The organism is Pontibacter sp. MBLB2868 (assembly GCF_051904785.1).
Lineage (GTDB): Bacteria > Bacteroidota > Bacteroidia > Cytophagales > Hymenobacteraceae > Pontibacter.
Window position 1 is genome coordinate 2,342,312 of record NZ_CP196710.1, and the last position, 16,070, is coordinate 2,358,381.

The window sequence follows — 16,070 nt, forward strand, 5'->3', positions numbered from 1 at the left end:
ACTTATTTAAATACAAAACCCTAATTGAACATTTCCTGCAATTATATTCACAACTCTATCTTTATCAGATGTTAAGGTGAAAAGCGATAATTACAACTTTTAACTCAAACCAAAGAAATAAGAAGGACTTCTCATTTAAGAAATGGAAATTGAATTATCCTCACCCTAAAAGCTGGTTGTATAAAAACGGCTGTTTGTACTTGTTAAGTATAGCGTGTACACAATTAATATTGCCAGGTCACCACTAGACTTGCCAATAATGTATAAACTGCCTTCTTGATAAAGTTAAAAGGAGCAACACTATCGTAACCAGCTGTAAGCAAGCATATTATTATTAACTGTCAACTAATAATACCCTTTAAAGATCAGCTATCTTATCAGCTAGTTAGGTAAACTTTTATGAGATGAGACTAGTAACAATATTTACTTTACCATAAAATTTTGAAGTATGCCAACAGCAAATAAATGGGATTGGGAAATTACGAACCGTACTAGTTTCTGGAGCCATGGCCTCAAAGAGTTGTGGTCGTACCGTTTCTTATTAGCTGGATTAGTGAGACGGCATTTTCTGCTTAACTACCAACAAACTGTGTTAGGGCCATTGTGGGTACTATTCCAGCCTATTTTAACCTTAGTAACATATGTTTTTGTCTTCAATAAGCTGGTTGGTATTTCTACTGGTTCCATCCCACCTGTTGTTTTTTATGCTTCCGGCATCGTGCTTTGGAATTTCTTCAGCGATAGCTTTACAGGTACTGCCACTACCTTTCGCGAAAATGCCCAGGTGTTCAGTAAAGTGTATTTCCCAAGAATAATAATGCCGCTCTCTGTCGTGAGTACTTATATGATGCGATTTTTGCTACAGTTGCTGTTATTCCTGCTGATCATTGCCTATTATTCTATTTTCACTGATTTCAGGCTGCAACTCACTCCCTGGCTCCTGGCTTTACCTCTATCCATATTGTTTATAGCTGCCATCGGACTAGGGATGGGTATGTTCTTCTCTGTTCTTACAGCCAAGTACCGAGACCTGGTTAATATGATATCGATTGGGGTCAGGCTGCTAATGTTTGTAACCCCTGTTTTGTACCCTATGATCGCCATTCCGGAAAACAGGCGGTGGATAGTACTGCTTAATCCCCTTACACCCCTCTTTGAACTATTCCGACTGGCTTTACTAGGGCAGGGTTATGTTACCCTGCTTCAGGTTGGATATAGCTTGCTGTTTACAATACTTATTTTAGTGGGTTCCGTATTGATTTTTAATAAACAAGGAGATCGGCTAATAGACATAGTATAGATAATAAATCGATAATGTTTAAATCACCCTGGCATGTCGGAAGTTGTAATAGAAGTTGAAAAGTTATACAAGATGTACCGCCTGGGGACCATCGGCACCGGCACCTTCCGCCGTGACCTGCAGCGCTGGTGGACCACCTCTGTTCTGAAAAAAACCGACCCTTACTTTCACCTGCAAGGCGATAATACCACCGCAGTTAACAAAGAATCAATTCTGGCCCTGCAAAATGTGAGCTTTAACGTTCACCATGGCGAAGCAATAGGCATAATAGGTAGTAACGGATCAGGGAAGTCGACACTTCTTAAGATAATTTCAAGGATCACACGCCCTACAGAAGGTGTTGTAAGAGGCAAAGGCAAAGTAAGTAGCTTACTGGAAGTAGGCACAGGCTTTCACCAGGAGCTGACAGGGCGTGAGAACATTTACATCAGCGGCTACATATTGGGGATGACCAAAACTGAGATCAACAGAAAGTTTGATGAGATAGTAGCATTTTCGGGTGTCGATAAGTTTATAGACACACCTGTTAAGCGATATTCCTCCGGAATGTATGTGAGGCTTGCTTTTGCCGTAGCAGCACACCTTGAGCCGGATATATTGATTGTAGATGAAGTGTTGGCAGTCGGAGATGCCGATTTCCAGAAAAAATGCCTTGGTAAGATGAGGGAAGTATCACAGACGGATGGAAGGACGATCTTGTTTGTAAGCCACAGCATGCAGGCTATAAAAAACTTATGCGATAAAGCCCTATGGCTGGATCATGGTAAAATGCAGGCTTTCGGCCCTGTTTCCGCTGTGATAAATAATTACCTGAACAGTTCCCTACACACCAACCTACGGCAAACATGGGCAAACCCCAAAGAAGCACCAGGTAATGACTGGATCCGAATGAAGCATGTTGAACTAATACCTATACTTTCAGACCCTGATGCCCCTATGGATATCAGAACGCCGCTTACAGTCAAATTCCAGTTCTGGTGCCTGAAAAGTGAAGTTCACCTGAGTGTAGGACTTCTACTTTTTAAAGCAACCGGGGAGTGTGTATTTGACCTTCCATCTACTCCTACTCTAACCAAGAAAGGGATCATAGAAGGCGAATGTACCATCCCGGGCAATTTCCTGAACGATGGCTCCTATTACATTTCGCTGGGATTTGTTAAAGACACTTCGGTGCCCCTTTTTGACTTTTCAGAATGCCTGTCGTTTGATCTCCAGGATTATAGAGGTGATATTAAGTGGTATGGCAAATGGTGGGGCGCAGTAAGACCCAAATTCCCGTTTGAATTAAAGCAGACCAATAAAGTACTCTATTAAACTTTACTTATGCTATCACTCCATGAAGCTGCACTCACCCTATCATATAACCCATGTATCACTGGACCAGGTGCAAACGCTACCGGTATTAAATACAGAAAGTCATGGCAATTACCTGGTGTTCTGGTGGCATGACATCGCTTTAGGAGACTTATACTTTAAGCCAGGATTTACTTTAACTGAGCAAAGTTATATTACCAAATTCATAGAGGCCATACTTCCGACTCTTGAACATTATTCCAACATACACAAGCTGGAAACTAGCTACTGGCATGAAGTAACCGGGGTGCCCTTCTCTGACAATTGGTTCAAAATCATTGATGGTATTCTAAAACCATTTGTCAGCAGTAAATCACTTCCAGCACACGTCCCGGTTTCTGTCATTATATGCACCCACAACAGACCTGCACAACTAAACAGGTGCCTGCAGATGCTGAAAGGATTAAAGTGCCTGCCACAGGAAATCATTGTAGTAGATAATGCTCCTGATGATGAAGCGTCGAAAGAAGTCGTGCAAAAGTATAAGGATGTCATTTATGTGCTTGAGCCCCGGAAAGGCCTCGACATAGCCAGAAACACCGGTGTAGTGGCAGCTAGCATGCCTATTGTTGCATTTGCTGATGATGATGTAAATGTTCACCCTTTATGGACCTACAAAGTATGGGAAACATTTCAGGACTCCGACACTGCAGCCATGACAGGCCTGGTTATTACCGCCGACCTGCAAACAAAAGCGCAATACCTGTTTGAGAAATACTGGAGTTTTAATCGTGGCTATAAGGACATATTTTATGATGCCCCATACTTTAAAAGTGTATTAGCAAAAGGGCCCCCTGTCTGGAAAATTGGTGCAGGAGCTAACATGGCCTTCCGTAAAAAAATCTTTGAAAGGGTTGGATACTTTGATGAGTTGCTGGACGTGGGTGCTGCAGGGTGTAGTGGTGACTCGGAAATGTGGTACCGGATATTGGCAGATGGTTTAACCATTCATTACAACCCAAGGGCCATTGTTTTCCATGAGCACCGTAAAGAAATGAAGGGCCTGAAAAAGCAGATCTACTATTACATGCGCGGACATGCTGCGGCAGCTTTGATACAACAGGAACAACATCGCCAGGCAGGGTACAAGCGCTACCTTTTCCGTAGGTTGCCACGGCAATATGCCCGGATGATAACGGCGGGTTTCCCTGGTTACCGTTCCCGTTATACTACCTTGGGGTCCGAACTGCTTGGAGTATTATCCGGGCTCATTTTTTATTTCAGAAACAGGTATATGCGTTCCTAATTTGTATCCGGATGATAGGCGATAATGCAATGTATACTCCTTTAGTGTCTGTTATAATACCTTGCTATAACCATGGGCGCTATCTTAAAGAATCGATTGAAAGCGTCAAAAGCCAGCATTACCCTTCCATCGAAATAATTGTTGTTGATGATGGGTCTATTGATGATACCAAAGAGGCAGCAGCATTTTTCCCCGACGTAACGTATATCTATCAACAAAATCAAGGTTTATCTGCTGCCAGAAATACTGGGATAGCAAATAGTAAGGGGGAATTCCTGGTATTTCTTGATGCAGATGACTGGCTCCTGCCCGATGCAATTGAAGTGAATGCAACATTTCTGATGCAGAACAGAAACCTGGCCTTTGTTTCGGGTGGGCATGATAAAGTATTTGTACAAAGTGGAGCTGTAAAAGAATGCATCACTAACGTAAATTCAGAACATTATTCCCACCTGCTGCAAGGAAACTACATTGGCATGCATGCAACGGTTATGTACCGCAGAAGTGTTTTCCAAAATGTCCTGTTTGATACGTCGCTCAAAAATTGCGAAGATTATGATATATACTTTAAGATTGCCCGAGAGCATGAAATCCATCATCATACGCATAAAATAGCTGCTTATAGGCTGCATACATCTAATATGTCTGATAACACACCTGCCATGCTTGCCGGAGTATTGCGTGTGCTCGAACGTCAAAAAGATAACCTGAAAAATGAGGCGGAGCTAAAGGCATATAAAACAGGAAAGGAGATTTGGAAAGACTACTACTGCAAAGAGATATATCAGAAACTGATGCGTAGACACGTAGTGCTTTCTAAAGAGCATTTTGAAACGCTCATAAAATACAGACCACTATTCTTTATAAAGTACATGCTTAACCCTAACAGCCCTATGCTGAAGACGAAAATAAAAGAGATAGCCCCTGATTTCGGATTAAAGTTTTTACACCGCATGGGACTGTATCACAAGTATGTTCCGCCTGTTAACAAAGTGAATTTTGGTGACCTTGATCGCAGGGTTAAGCCATTGAGTAAAGAATTTGGATATGACCGGGGAGGCCCGATAGACCGCTATTACATTGAAGGGTTTTTAAAGAAGGAGGCTGAAAGTATACAGGGCAGGGCACTGGAAATAGGCGACAACGAGTATACTTTAGCCTTTGGAGGAAAGAGCGTAAAGCAGAGCGATGTATTGCATGTTCATGAAAATAACCCAAAGGCTACATTCATCGGAGATATAAGTAACGCCCCTCACATTCCGGACAATTTATTTGACTGCATCATTCTCACCCAAACCCTCCACCTTATTTATGACTTCAAAAGTGCTCTCAGAACTTGCCACCGTATTTTAAAGCCAGGTGGTGTATTATTGCTGACAGTACCCGGCATAACTCCAATTGATCATGGTGAGTGGAAAGAAACCTGGTATTGGTCCTTTACAGATAAAGCAATGAACAGAATTATGGCTGAAACATTTCCAGGAGCAAAAGCAGAAGTGACAACCTTCGGAAATGTATTCGCAGCATCAGCTTTTCTGTATGGCTTGGGCATTTCCGAAGTATGTAAGTCTGAACTTGACTATCATGACCCTCATTACCAGGTAATTGTCAGTGTAAAAGCCACTAAAAATTCCAGTAAATGAGGTCCCAGATTCGCAAGTTATATACAAAATACATTCAGCCAAAGGCTATTGTATTAATGTACCATCGCATTGCAGAGCCAGAGGCTGATATCTGGGAGGTCGCAGTTAGTCCTCAGAATTTTGAGCAGCAACTACAAGTTTTAAATCAACACTATAAAGTAGTATCTATAAATGATTTGTATGATGCCATAAGGTCCGGGCATCTGAACAACAAGAACTGCGTAGCAATTACCTTCGATGATGGTTATGCAGACAATTATGAGAATGCTATGCCGCTACTTCAGAAGTATAACCTGCCTGCCACCTTCTTCATTTCCACTGCAAACACTGACAAGGACGAGGCTTTTTGGTGGGATGAACTGGAGCATATACTTCTATTTTCTGACACGCTACCACCATCATTCTCCATAACTTTAAATGGAACAAGCATTAACTTTGATCTGGGAAGCGAGGCAACATTAGACCAAAATCAGAAGCAAAAAAACAAGCACTGGAAAGCCTGTACTGACACCCCTCCAACACTACGTTGTGCCTTATACCTGGAATTATGGCGAAAACTAAAGCCCTTAGAAGTAGCAGAGCAAAACTTCCATTTACAAAAGATCAGAAATTGGGCTAACTCTTCCACTCTCACTAACTCTAAAAACAAAAGCATGTCATCGGGGCAGCTGCAGGATCTTGCCAAAAACAGCTTATTCACCATGGGAGCCCACACAGTATCACATCCGGCTTTAGGATTACATGATATTGCTTACCAGAGTTTGGAGTTAAAAGATAACAAGCGCCACCTGGAAACGCTGACAGGCAACAAAATCAGGTTCCTCGCTTATCCGTATGGCAACTATAACCACGATACCGTTATCGCCACCAAAAACGAAGGTTTTGAGGCCGCGTTTACAACTGAAGAGAAGGTGGTTACCAGCAGGTCTGACTTTTATAGGTTAGGAAGGTTCCAGGTTAAGAACGTTGGGGCACCAGCATTTAAGCGCGCTCTTGAGAAATGGAGATATAAAATTTAACATCATGCTACCACCGGTTCAGCCTCTCATCTCAGTTATTATCGCCTTTCTTAACGAGGAGAGGTTTTTGGCAGAAGCGATTGAGAGTGTGCTGCATCAGGATTACACCAACTGGGAAATAATCCTGGTTGATGACGGGTGTTCTGACAAAAGCGTGCAAATAGCGAAAGATTATGAAAAGCGATTTCAAGGAAAAATAATCTACATCGATCATGAAGGCCATCTTAACAAAGGACTTAGCGCGAGCAGGAATGCAGGTATAAAAAAGGCATCAGGAGAGTTGATAGCACTGCTGGATGCAGATGATGTATGGCTGCCTTCAAAACTATCTGCACAAGTCTCAATTTTTCAGCAATACCCAACGGTTGCCATGGTTGCTGAAGCCTCCTTGTATTGGTATTCCTGGAACAACCCTGTCAGCCAGGATATTATAATTCCGGTTGGAGCCTCACAAAACAGAGTGTACCAGGCAGCTGAGCTTTTACAATACCTTTACCCGTTAAGCACAGGAGCAGCTCCCTGCCCTTCGGGTTTAATTTTTACAAAACAGGCACTTGAACTGGTTGGGGGTTTTGAAGAACATTTCCGGAAGGAGTACCAGTTATACGAAGACCAGGCACTACTTCATAAAATATATCTGAAGGAGCAGGTTTATGTGTCTTCTGAATGTAATAACAAATACAGGCAAAGAGTAGGCTCCATCGTTGAAAAAGTACACGCTGATGGGCATTACTTAAGTGTGCGCAGATATTTTCTGGAATGGCTGAAAGGGTATCTGGAACAGGAGAGAATGTATGTGCAAAACAATAAGCGCCTCGTACTAAAGGCTTTATTCCCATACAGGCACCCCACAATGCATTATTTCACAACTATTCTTCCTGATAAAGTGAAGCAGAGAGTAAAAAAAGAGATCAAGAAACTTAAAAGATAGCGATGCCCAGCCTGTCTGTTTTGATGCCCGTTTTTAATAGCTCAGCTTTCCTGTCAGAAGCCATAGAAAGCATTTTGCAGCAAACATTTGATGATTTCGAGTTTCTGATCATTGATGATGCTTCCACGGACAATAGTGCAAAGATAATTCAGTCTTACAATGACCCCAGAATTAGGTTTTACCAGAATGATAAGAACCTTGGTATCTCTGAGACACTGAACAGAGGGATAGCCCTTGCAACTACTCCATACATTGCCCGCATGGACGCAGATGATATCAGCTATCCTGAGCGGCTACAGAAACAGGTAAGTTATCTGACAGCACACCCAGAATGTGCCATGGTTTCTTGTCGTACCAGGGTGATCACAGCAAATAAAGAAGTGGTTAGAATTGACAGGTTCAGGGCTGAACATTACTACTACAACCTAACCTTTATTTGCTGGATCTACCACCCCACAGTTATACTTCGAAAATCGGCTGTAAACGAAGTTGGAAACTATACCAAACCTTATTCAGAGGATTTTGAGCTGTTTTGGCAAATTTCGCGCAGGTATAAAATCCATAACCTGGATGAAGTACTTTTAGATTACCGCATAACCGGCCAAAGCCTGCACCAGGTACTGAAGAAGGAAGAATATGAACAGGAGCAGCAAAGGCAGGTGCTGCGTAATATCCGTTTTTTTACCGGTGACAATTATCATCTCCCGCTGAGTTATCTTGAATGCTTCCGTCACAATTTCCAGATGCTGCTAGCCGAAGGAAAAGTAAAGAATATCATAGCCTGTATCAGAGAGCTTGATTTTATAACGAGATGTATTCTAGCCAAGGACAACGTGAACCACAATACTACAGCTATCAAAAAAGCTGCAAAGTATAAACGGACCTATATCATCTCATTCTTCAAACAGCACCTTAATGGTATTCAGAAAGCCTATTTAACAATTGCTTTAATGAACTTACAGGATGCTGCCGGTGTGCTCAAAACCCCTTTAAGTCCCCTTTTGAAGTATTTCAAAAATAACAATTAATTTCCCCTCCTCACCTTTTACTTTCAAACCACGCTGTGTCAGTGTCAGACCTGCACAAAATTCAGCACTCTTAATTACTTAAATTATTTAGATATTAATTATTGCTTTTCCGTATATCATTAAATACCCTACTGTGATACTTAATGCTAAATAACCTATACTCACCCCCTATTATTCAATCATTACCCCGTGATCTTAACAGGCCTTTATGGTCTGTAATGGTACCGGTATACAACTGTGGTATTTACTTAAGAGAGACATTAGAGAGTGTTTTAATACAGGCTCCTCGAGAAGCTGACATGCAGATAGAAGTTGTAGACGATGCCAGCACCGATGTAGATGTGGAGGCGCTTGTTAAGGAAATCGGGCAAGGCAGGGTAAAGTATTACAGACAAAAGCAGAACGTAGGGAGCCTTAAAAATTTTGAAACCTGCCTTAACCGGTCCAAAGGGCAGTGGGTGCATCTGCTGCATGGTGACGATAAAGTAGAAAAAGGCTATTATAAAAAGATCGCTGAACTCTTTAAACAATTTCCTGAGGCTGGAGCTGCTTTCTCAGGTTTTAAATGTGTTGATGAAAAGGGAAAGACAGTTTATAAAAAGAAACCTGAAATGCAGCAAGATGGTATTCTTGAAAACTGGCTATCAAAGATAAGTGTTCACCAAAGAATTCAATACGCAGCTATTACGGTTAAAAGAGACGTTTACGAGAAGCTAGGGGCATTTTATAACATTACATATGCCGAAGATTGGGAAATGTGGGTTCGTATCGCCCGTAATTACTCCTTTGCTTACACTCCTGAAGTGCTTGCCGTCTATAGAAAACATATAAACTCTATATCTGCTTCTAAAATTTTAAAAGGCGATTATCTAAAGGATCTGCATCAGGCGATGCTGATGATTCAACAACATTTACCAGCGGACCAAAGGGAAATAATTCTTGCTAAATCAAAAAAGTATTATGCTAAATATGCCCTCAGATCTGCTAAAATGGTTTGGAACAAGTTACACAACAGAAAAGCAGTATACATACAGGTAAAACAAGCATTAAAGCTGCACCAAAGCCTTGAACTGTACCTTATGGTCTTAAAACTGTTCTTCTCTTTAAAGTCGGTCAGATCATGAGATTAGGAGTTACTGTAGTCATATGTACTTATAATGGAGCAGCATTATTACCTGAAACGCTTCACCACCTGGCAAAACAACGGGTACGACAGGGCATAAAATGGGAAATTGTTGTTATCAATAATGCATCTACCGATCATACTGCTCAGGTAGCACTTGAAGAATGGGAGAAACATCAGAATGATATTCAGCTGACCCTTTACCACCAACCAAAACAAGGACTCACTTTTGCACGAGAGCTAGGCTTCAAAAAAGCGTCTTATGAATTTGTACTATTTTGCGATGACGATAACTGGCTAAACCCTGACTATATAAACCTGGCGTACGATGTAATGCTGAAGCACCCTAACGTTGGCGTTCTGGGGGGGTATGGGGAGTTATTGTTTGAATCCCCACCTCCGTACTGGGCAAAACAATACAGGTTGTTTGCCAATGGCCCTCAAGCCAGTACCTCTGGTAAAGTACCTAATAATAAAGTATACGGAGCGGGCTTTGTCGTTCGGAAAACCGCGTATGAGCTTTTGATCAAGGCTGGTTTTAAACCTATGCTAACCGATAGAAAAGCAGGTTATCTCAGTTCTGGTGGAGACTATGAAATATGCTATGCAATTGCCCTGGCAGGCTACGACATTTGGTACGACGAAAACCTTGTATTTAAACATTTCATGCCTCAGGCACGAATAAATCCCGAATATTATATCCGGTTTATTAAAGAGGGGCCTGAAAGTTTTGAGGTATTGGTGCCGTACAGAGTTCGTGCCAACAGCCAAATTAACAGCAGCGCTGTTTTCTACCTAAAGTTGGTAAAAATCGTGCTTACCTATACCCTCAAACTAATACCTGAGCTGTTACGAAAGCAGCGTGTTAGCCCGGACTCAGAGGAAGCCAGCCTGCTTACCCTGAAAATCATGTCAATAAAGTCTAAAATCTTCATTTTCAGGAGTCATGCCACTATGAAAGAGAACTTCCTGAAAATAAAGCGCTTTGAACAGCATAATCTAAAAGCTTATAAGATGAATAGGTGTGTGTTAAGGAATCCAGAAAAAAAAACTTTAAAACCAACACCTTATAAAGTCTACAAAGTATAAACTTCCTGTACATCAGCTTATTACACTTTACACTTCAACCATAAATATTACACGCAAACTCTGATCCAGTTGCTTTCTGAGTCAAAAAGGAGCCTATCCTATAGCATGTGCAGCAGTCTTTTAGTTATTGACTACCGTGTGTCTTTTTAAAATTTTCAGTGTCTTATCGAGCGGAAGTGCTTCAACTTCATGCTCGTCTTTCCCCATCATTGTTTCAGCTTTAAACAGAGAATTGATAACAGCTTCCTCAGTGGCTTCTATTACCGCCATGAACAAAGAAGACATTTCATCATTACGTAGCAGCGTAACAGTTTCAGTTTTTTGTGACGATGCATAAGGTACCCGCAACTCCGGATCAGTTGAAAACGCGATCACATAGTCGCCGCTGCCGTTCGAGGCTATCCCACCAGTCTTTGCCAAGCCCATTATAGCACGTTTTGCCATACGCTCCAGGTTCCGGGCATCGACAGGTGCATCTGTCGCAACTACTATCATACAAGAACCATCGGCCTTATCCTTTAACTGGTCACTTAAGTAAAAATGATCCAGCTCTTTGCCAACAGGCGCTCCATTTACCTGCAAAACACCTCCGAAATTCGTCTGTACCAACACACCTACAGTATAACCGCCTAATTGGCTGGGCAATTGCCGTGACGAGGTACCGATACCTCCTTTATAACCAAAGCAAACTGTGCCAGTACCCGCACCAACATTGCCTTCTGCCACAGCCCCTGCGCTTGCATCTTGTATCGCTGCTAAAACATGTTGCTCCGTTATGTGCCTTCCACGAATATCATTCAGGTAACCATCGTTTGTCTCTCCCACTACAGCATTCACCGACTGCACATTTTCATTACCGGGCTGCTTTAACGTATATGCTATCACGGCATTCATAGCTGTACCCACACTCAAGGTGTTCGTTAAAACTACAGGAGTTTCCAGGTTACCTAGTTCCTGCACCTGTGTGCTGCCTGCAAGCTTACCAAATCCATTGCCTACAAAAATGGCGGCAGGCACTTTCTGCTGGAAAATATTGCCATCGTGCGGCAATATTGCTGTAACCCCTGTACGGATAGTACTTCCCTCGAAAACTGTTGTATGCCCCACCTTTACGCCCTTTACATCTGTAATGGCATTGTTTTTACCAGTTGGCAATACGCCTATCCGAACACCATACGCTCTTGCCCTTTTACGTTCCTGACCGTTGGCATATGTGGTTAAGAAAGTCATCAGAAAAAATAAAATTGCACATCTCATTTAGTATCTGTTTTACAGCTTCCAGGTATAAGCTAAAGGCTTCATTTGTATCAATATAGCAGCTATTTATCTAAACTCATATTACATAAACGTATTTATAATATCTAAAAGCAAGTGAGTAAAACTTAATAATCTGTAAAATAATTAACCCGACACAAACTTATTCGGTAGTATATTTATGTAAAATAAAGGCGGACTTGAACACGAACGTTCACTTCAAAAATGAAAATCAAGATACCGTGGATGCAGTTTAACGAATGTTTTACCCGGTCCGCGCTAATAGTTAAAACCCTTATTGCCCCGTTTTCACCAGTCCAAATGGTGGTTGCGGATAAACTAAAATAAAAAGTATGGAATCAGAAAACGAAGTAGAAAGCCTGGTCCGGGAGCAATTGATAGAACTGCTAAAAGGGGGCTTTGCGCCCAATATAATTCTGTTGCGGGAGTTTGATCATAGTAAGGCAGGTATAATTCTGGAAGGCCTGCACTTCTCAGCCTGGAACCTACTTGGCCACATTCGTGGCAGACAACTTACCCTGCTCAAATTCATGAAGGACCCTGAGAACAACCTGAATGTATGGCCGGATGCCCCTTGGCCCGAAAACAATTCAACAGTTAGTGAACAGGAGTGGAATGATGCGGTCTCAACGTTTGAAGATGAGCTAAATGAAATGATACACTTAGTAAATGACACCTCCACTGATCTGTTTACAATACAGAGTAACGGTAAAACTCTTTCCTGGGCGGCAATGACATCTTTACACCATACTGCTTACCACATGGGCCAGTTAAAGACAATAGGCCGGCAATTAGGTGTTTGGTAACTTAGAACCAGTTTCCGGGGCAGGCAAATATGTATTTTATACTTGCCTGGAGCACTACCTTTTTAAAAGGAAATAAAGTTTATCAATGGACAGCGATAATCTTCCGAACGACCCAAGCAGTAAGTTTAGATTATCTGGAGAAGATTGTAATGTTTCGATATATGTAACCCGCTTTATGTAAAAAGCCCGCCTTATTATAAGGCGGGCTTCTTTTAAGACCTCAGAAAAACTTAATAGTTTGGGTCCCTGTTTACATAGCCACCACGGTCCGAATCCCTGGCTTGCCAGTCCTTGTTACTCCTGCCCCTTACCATATCTTCACCATACCGCCCGGAGGTACGACCATATGCGCCACTGCTATACGTGTCTCCGCTACCAGCACCATAATCATCACCTATATTGCGGGTGCTATAATCTGGTACTCCCCTGTTAGAATAACCGGATGTTTGGCGGTTATCCCGGCCATAAGCCTCCCTTTCGCGGTCGGCATCGCGGTTATTATACCTTGTAGCGCCATAGCCTGTATTCTTATAACTTTTGAACCCGCGGTCATATCCGGTGTTTGAGGGGCCACGGTCCAGGCCGCTTCCGTAGCCATAGTTAAAGTTCATGAAATCACTGTAGTCATTTTCATCACCACTTGTACCATAACGTGTACCATAGCCACTTTTGATATTAGGTCTCTGGCGTGCCTGCTGCCTTGAATACCGGGTGTTTTCATTCTTGCTATTTACATGGTAATACGAGGATGCATCTCCGTATGTATTGCCTCCATCCCCATACCTGTAGTCTCTATACCTGCGGTCAGAAGAAGGATCCGGTTCACGGCTTCGATCAGTTGCGTTACGGAAGTTCCCGGTTTGGTCAAGGTCACCGTAATGTTTTTGCCGTGAGTTAAATATTCTTTCATTGTTGTTCATAGCTTAAGTCTTAAATAATACATATTTGTTAAACGCAGGCTACTTGCGCATGTTCACATCATGCAGGCAGGTATTAGATACATTACTTAGCACTAATGTGTCAAAAAGTATTGTGGCAGTTACTGATGGTAATTTCATTTTGGCTCAGGTTGGAGCTGTTTAGAAACTTTATGCATGATTTATTTTTCCTCTGATCTGGTTAATTCAGGCACTTTTTAAAAAAAATTCAAAAAAATCTGGTTCTTCATTTTATCTTCATCTTGACATTATAGTTTTGGATCATAAACTTTTAATAAACCTTAAGAGCAATGAAAAAACTAACATTCTTAGCCGCAGCTTTTTTAACAGCAGCAACGGCATTCGCCCAGAATAATTCAACAGAAATAAACGCAAAAGCTAAAACGTCATCTGAGGTAAAGGCAGAGCGCAAAGATAAATCAGTGAAGGCATCGTCTTCATCCTCTACTTCTGCTTCAGTAAAAGCAGAAAAAACAAAGAACAAGCCTGAGACTGCTCCTGAAGGAGAAGAGAAAGCACCAAAAGAGAATCATGGCCAGGCAGTAGCCGAAGTTGCGCAGCAACTGGAAACAACAGCTGCTGTAAAAGGTGAGGAAGCACAGAATCATGGTCAGGCAGTAGCAGCTGTGGCACAGAAAACTGCTGCAGACGTGGCAGCAAAAGGAACTGAAACAGCAGAAAGCTCTAGCCAGGCGGCTATCGGTGTACAGCACCAATCAGAAACCGCTGTAAAGGCACAAGGCAGAAGAACAGAAGAACATGGCAAAGCAAGCGTTAAAGTTGCGCAGCGCACCGAGGCTTCGGTGGCAGCTAATGCTGATGAAGCCAAAGAAAATAGCAACGAGGTAGCTCTCCAGGCAAAGCAACGCACAGAAGCAGCTGTGGAAGGACAGGTAAGAAAAACTGAAACCCATGGTGCTGCCGTAGCAGAAACAGCTCAAAACACACAGGAGCAGGGCCAGGGAAAAGGTGAGGCCGTGAAAGAGGTGGCTAAATCAAAGCGTAAAGCAAAACCAACAGAGGTAGAGGTTGAAGAGAATGCTAAAGCTTCTGCTAAAGTTAAAAGCAAAATACGTAGAGGTGGCGCATCGCGTGCTGCAGGTGCCGCTCGTGCCGCAGGTGCTGTGAATGCGAAAAGTACCGGAGCAGGTGCAGCCGCCACAGTAAATGGAGCAGTAAACGCAGCTGGTAAGCCAGTTAAAGCAGCTACAAAAGCTGCATCAGGCCGCCCGGTTCAGGTAGGTGGTGCTGTAAAAGTAGGTACCAAAATTAAAGTAGGTAACTAATTGCCTTTTTTTTCACCCTTACACAAGTTCAGCAGTCTGTGGCTCGCTACAGACTGCTGAATTATTTACTCATTTATGAAAAAGCTAAAAACATATAAGAGGTTGCTCGGGTTGTTGCTGGCACCAACCCTATTGTTTGCAGCTCCCGCTGCGTCAGCACAGACTGATGCGGCTTCAGATTCAGTTAAAGTAAAAGAAGGCTGGTGGACGATTGGCGCAGAAGTGTCTAATAACTCTTCGTTTTTTGGCCGCAATACCGCTACCCGCTATCCCTATGCTGCAGCGTCCCTGACATACTTGCACCGCACAGGCATTTGGGCATCGGTTACATCCTACCAGCTGTTTAATACCGAAACCTATATTGATGAAACCGATCTCTCTATGGGCTATAGTTTTAAGATCCGGGATCTGGTGGAGGCGAATGTAAGTTACTCCCGCTTCATTTTTGGTAAGAACACGCCACTGGTGAATGCCTTTACCTCCAATGCGCTTTCTGCGAAAGCTGCCCTGGACTGGGGTATACTTTACACTGGCCTTACTTCTAGCTATGTGTTCGGAGACAACAACGATATTTTCGCTGTACTGGAAAACTCCAGGTTCGTGCCGCTTAACCCGCTTTGGGATGGCAGGCATGTGGTAGGGCTGGACCCAAAAGTGACAATAACAGCAGGTACCCAGCGGTTTTATGAAACGCACACAACCACTTATCAGAATAAATCCGGCTTACCAACCAGTGGCGGCACTACAGGCAGTGATCCATTAGGTGGCGTACTTGACCCGTTAAAACCGGGAGGAGGCAAACCTAAAGATCCGAATAACAGCAATGGCGGAACGACCACGACCACCTCAACAACTTCTGTAAGCAGGTTCAACGTGTTAAACTATGAATTGAAGTTACCAGTAGTCATTTATTTGGGTAACTTTGAGCTGGAGCCCGCTTATAAGTATTCTATCCCTGTAAACAAGATTGAGGGGGATGAGTCGGAAGCCCAGTCTTTTTATTCTTTTAACATCAGCTACACGTTTTAACCTC

At 42.6% G+C, this 16,070-nt stretch carries 14 protein-coding genes; 12 read left to right on the forward strand and 2 right to left on the reverse strand.

Annotation, left to right across the window (positions count from 1 at the left end):
* Positions 1-448: 448 nt before the first annotated feature.
* From ACSX1A_RS09970 to ACSX1A_RS10010, 9 genes are all read left to right on the forward strand, one after another.
* A complete protein-coding gene (locus tag ACSX1A_RS09970; protein WP_439883484.1) occupies positions 449-1,300 on the forward strand; it encodes an ABC transporter permease in 852 nt (283 codons plus the stop codon).
* Positions 1,301-1,333: 33 nt separating this feature from the next.
* Positions 1,334-2,614 carry an ABC transporter ATP-binding protein gene (locus ACSX1A_RS09975; protein WP_439883485.1) on the forward strand — a complete coding sequence of 427 codons (1,281 nt, stop codon included), beginning with the start codon at positions 1,334-1,336 and terminating at the stop codon, positions 2,612-2,614.
* 22 nt (positions 2,615-2,636) lie between these two features.
* Positions 2,637-3,899 carry a glycosyltransferase family 2 protein gene (locus tag ACSX1A_RS09980; RefSeq protein ID WP_439883486.1) on the forward strand — a complete coding sequence of 421 codons (1,263 nt, stop codon included), beginning with the start codon at positions 2,637-2,639 and terminating at the stop codon, positions 3,897-3,899.
* Between the two features lie 29 nt (positions 3,900-3,928).
* A complete protein-coding gene (locus ACSX1A_RS09985; RefSeq protein WP_439883487.1) occupies positions 3,929-5,542 on the forward strand; it encodes a glycosyltransferase in 1,614 nt (537 codons plus the stop codon).
* Positions 5,539-6,561, forward strand: coding sequence for a polysaccharide deacetylase family protein (locus ACSX1A_RS09990; RefSeq protein WP_439883488.1), 1,023 nt, complete (start codon positions 5,539-5,541; stop codon positions 6,559-6,561). Before ACSX1A_RS09985 ends, ACSX1A_RS09990 begins: the two co-directional genes overlap by 4 nt.
* 4 nt (positions 6,562-6,565) lie before the next feature.
* Positions 6,566-7,492 carry a glycosyltransferase family 2 protein gene (locus ACSX1A_RS09995; RefSeq protein WP_439883489.1) on the forward strand — a complete coding sequence of 309 codons (927 nt, stop codon included), beginning with the start codon at positions 6,566-6,568 and terminating at the stop codon, positions 7,490-7,492.
* 2 nt (positions 7,493-7,494) lie between these two features.
* A complete protein-coding gene (locus ACSX1A_RS10000; RefSeq protein WP_439883490.1) occupies positions 7,495-8,520 on the forward strand; it encodes a glycosyltransferase family 2 protein in 1,026 nt (341 codons plus the stop codon).
* A gap of 218 nt (positions 8,521-8,738) precedes the next feature.
* Positions 8,739-9,644, forward strand: coding sequence for a glycosyltransferase family 2 protein (locus ACSX1A_RS10005; protein WP_439883547.1), 906 nt, complete (start codon positions 8,739-8,741; stop codon positions 9,642-9,644).
* Complete coding sequence (locus tag ACSX1A_RS10010) at positions 9,641-10,732, forward strand: glycosyltransferase (protein WP_439883491.1); 1,092 nt, start codon at positions 9,641-9,643, stop codon at positions 10,730-10,732. Before ACSX1A_RS10005 ends, ACSX1A_RS10010 begins: the two co-directional genes overlap by 4 nt.
* Before the next feature lie 120 nt (positions 10,733-10,852).
* Here the strand turns inward: ACSX1A_RS10010 and ACSX1A_RS10015 are convergent, their stop codons facing one another.
* A complete protein-coding gene (locus ACSX1A_RS10015) occupies positions 10,853-11,989 on the reverse strand; it encodes a DmpA family aminopeptidase (protein WP_439883492.1) in 1,137 nt (378 codons plus the stop codon).
* A 350-nt stretch (positions 11,990-12,339) separates the two neighbouring features.
* Between ACSX1A_RS10015 and ACSX1A_RS10020 the strand changes: the two genes are divergently transcribed.
* Positions 12,340-12,813 carry a hypothetical protein gene (locus ACSX1A_RS10020; RefSeq protein WP_439883493.1) on the forward strand — a complete coding sequence of 158 codons (474 nt, stop codon included), beginning with the start codon at positions 12,340-12,342 and terminating at the stop codon, positions 12,811-12,813.
* Positions 12,814-13,043: 230 nt separating this feature from the next.
* Here ACSX1A_RS10020 and ACSX1A_RS10025 read toward each other — a convergent pair whose 3' ends face one another.
* Entirely contained in the window at positions 13,044-13,733 is a 690-nt protein-coding gene (locus ACSX1A_RS10025; RefSeq protein WP_439883494.1) for a hypothetical protein, read from the reverse strand.
* Between the two features lie 308 nt (positions 13,734-14,041).
* Here ACSX1A_RS10025 and ACSX1A_RS10030 point away from each other — a divergent pair, with 308 nt between their 5' ends.
* On the forward strand, positions 14,042-15,037 hold the full coding sequence (locus ACSX1A_RS10030; protein ID WP_439883495.1) for a hypothetical protein: 996 nt from the start codon (positions 14,042-14,044) through the stop codon (positions 15,035-15,037).
* A 75-nt stretch (positions 15,038-15,112) separates the two neighbouring features.
* Positions 15,113-16,066: a hypothetical protein gene (locus tag ACSX1A_RS10035; RefSeq protein ID WP_439883496.1), complete on the forward strand. Its 954-nt coding sequence runs from the start codon at positions 15,113-15,115 to the stop codon at positions 16,064-16,066.
* The last annotated feature ends 4 nt before the right edge of the window (positions 16,067-16,070 follow it).

What these genes read in the sequence shown, in the direction of transcription:
- ACSX1A_RS09990 (WP_439883488.1), top strand. Translation starts at nt 5,539, where the DNA reads ATGAGGTCCCAGATTCGCAAGTTATATACAAAATACATTCAGCCAAAG.
- ACSX1A_RS10010 (WP_439883491.1), top strand. Translation starts at nt 9,641, where the DNA reads ATGAGATTAGGAGTTACTGTAGTCATATGTACTTATAATGGAGCAGCA.
- ACSX1A_RS09995 (WP_439883489.1), top strand. Translation starts at nt 6,566, where the DNA reads ATGCTACCACCGGTTCAGCCTCTCATCTCAGTTATTATCGCCTTTCTT.
- ACSX1A_RS10025 (WP_439883494.1), bottom strand. Translation starts at nt 13,733, where the DNA reads ATGAACAACAATGAAAGAATATTTAACTCACGGCAAAAACATTACGGT.
- ACSX1A_RS10035 (WP_439883496.1), top strand. Translation starts at nt 15,113, where the DNA reads ATGAAAAAGCTAAAAACATATAAGAGGTTGCTCGGGTTGTTGCTGGCA.
- ACSX1A_RS10030 (WP_439883495.1), top strand. Translation starts at nt 14,042, where the DNA reads ATGAAAAAACTAACATTCTTAGCCGCAGCTTTTTTAACAGCAGCAACG.
- ACSX1A_RS10005 (WP_439883547.1), top strand. Translation starts at nt 8,739, where the DNA reads ATGGTACCGGTATACAACTGTGGTATTTACTTAAGAGAGACATTAGAG.
- ACSX1A_RS09985 (WP_439883487.1), top strand. Translation starts at nt 3,929, where the DNA reads ATGTATACTCCTTTAGTGTCTGTTATAATACCTTGCTATAACCATGGG.
- ACSX1A_RS10015 (WP_439883492.1), bottom strand. Translation starts at nt 11,989, where the DNA reads ATGAGATGTGCAATTTTATTTTTTCTGATGACTTTCTTAACCACATAT.
- ACSX1A_RS10000 (WP_439883490.1), top strand. Translation starts at nt 7,495, where the DNA reads ATGCCCAGCCTGTCTGTTTTGATGCCCGTTTTTAATAGCTCAGCTTTC.
- ACSX1A_RS09970 (WP_439883484.1), top strand. Translation starts at nt 449, where the DNA reads ATGCCAACAGCAAATAAATGGGATTGGGAAATTACGAACCGTACTAGT.
- ACSX1A_RS10020 (WP_439883493.1), top strand. Translation starts at nt 12,340, where the DNA reads ATGGAATCAGAAAACGAAGTAGAAAGCCTGGTCCGGGAGCAATTGATA.
- ACSX1A_RS09975 (WP_439883485.1), top strand. Translation starts at nt 1,334, where the DNA reads ATGTCGGAAGTTGTAATAGAAGTTGAAAAGTTATACAAGATGTACCGC.
- ACSX1A_RS09980 (WP_439883486.1), top strand. Translation starts at nt 2,637, where the DNA reads ATGAAGCTGCACTCACCCTATCATATAACCCATGTATCACTGGACCAG.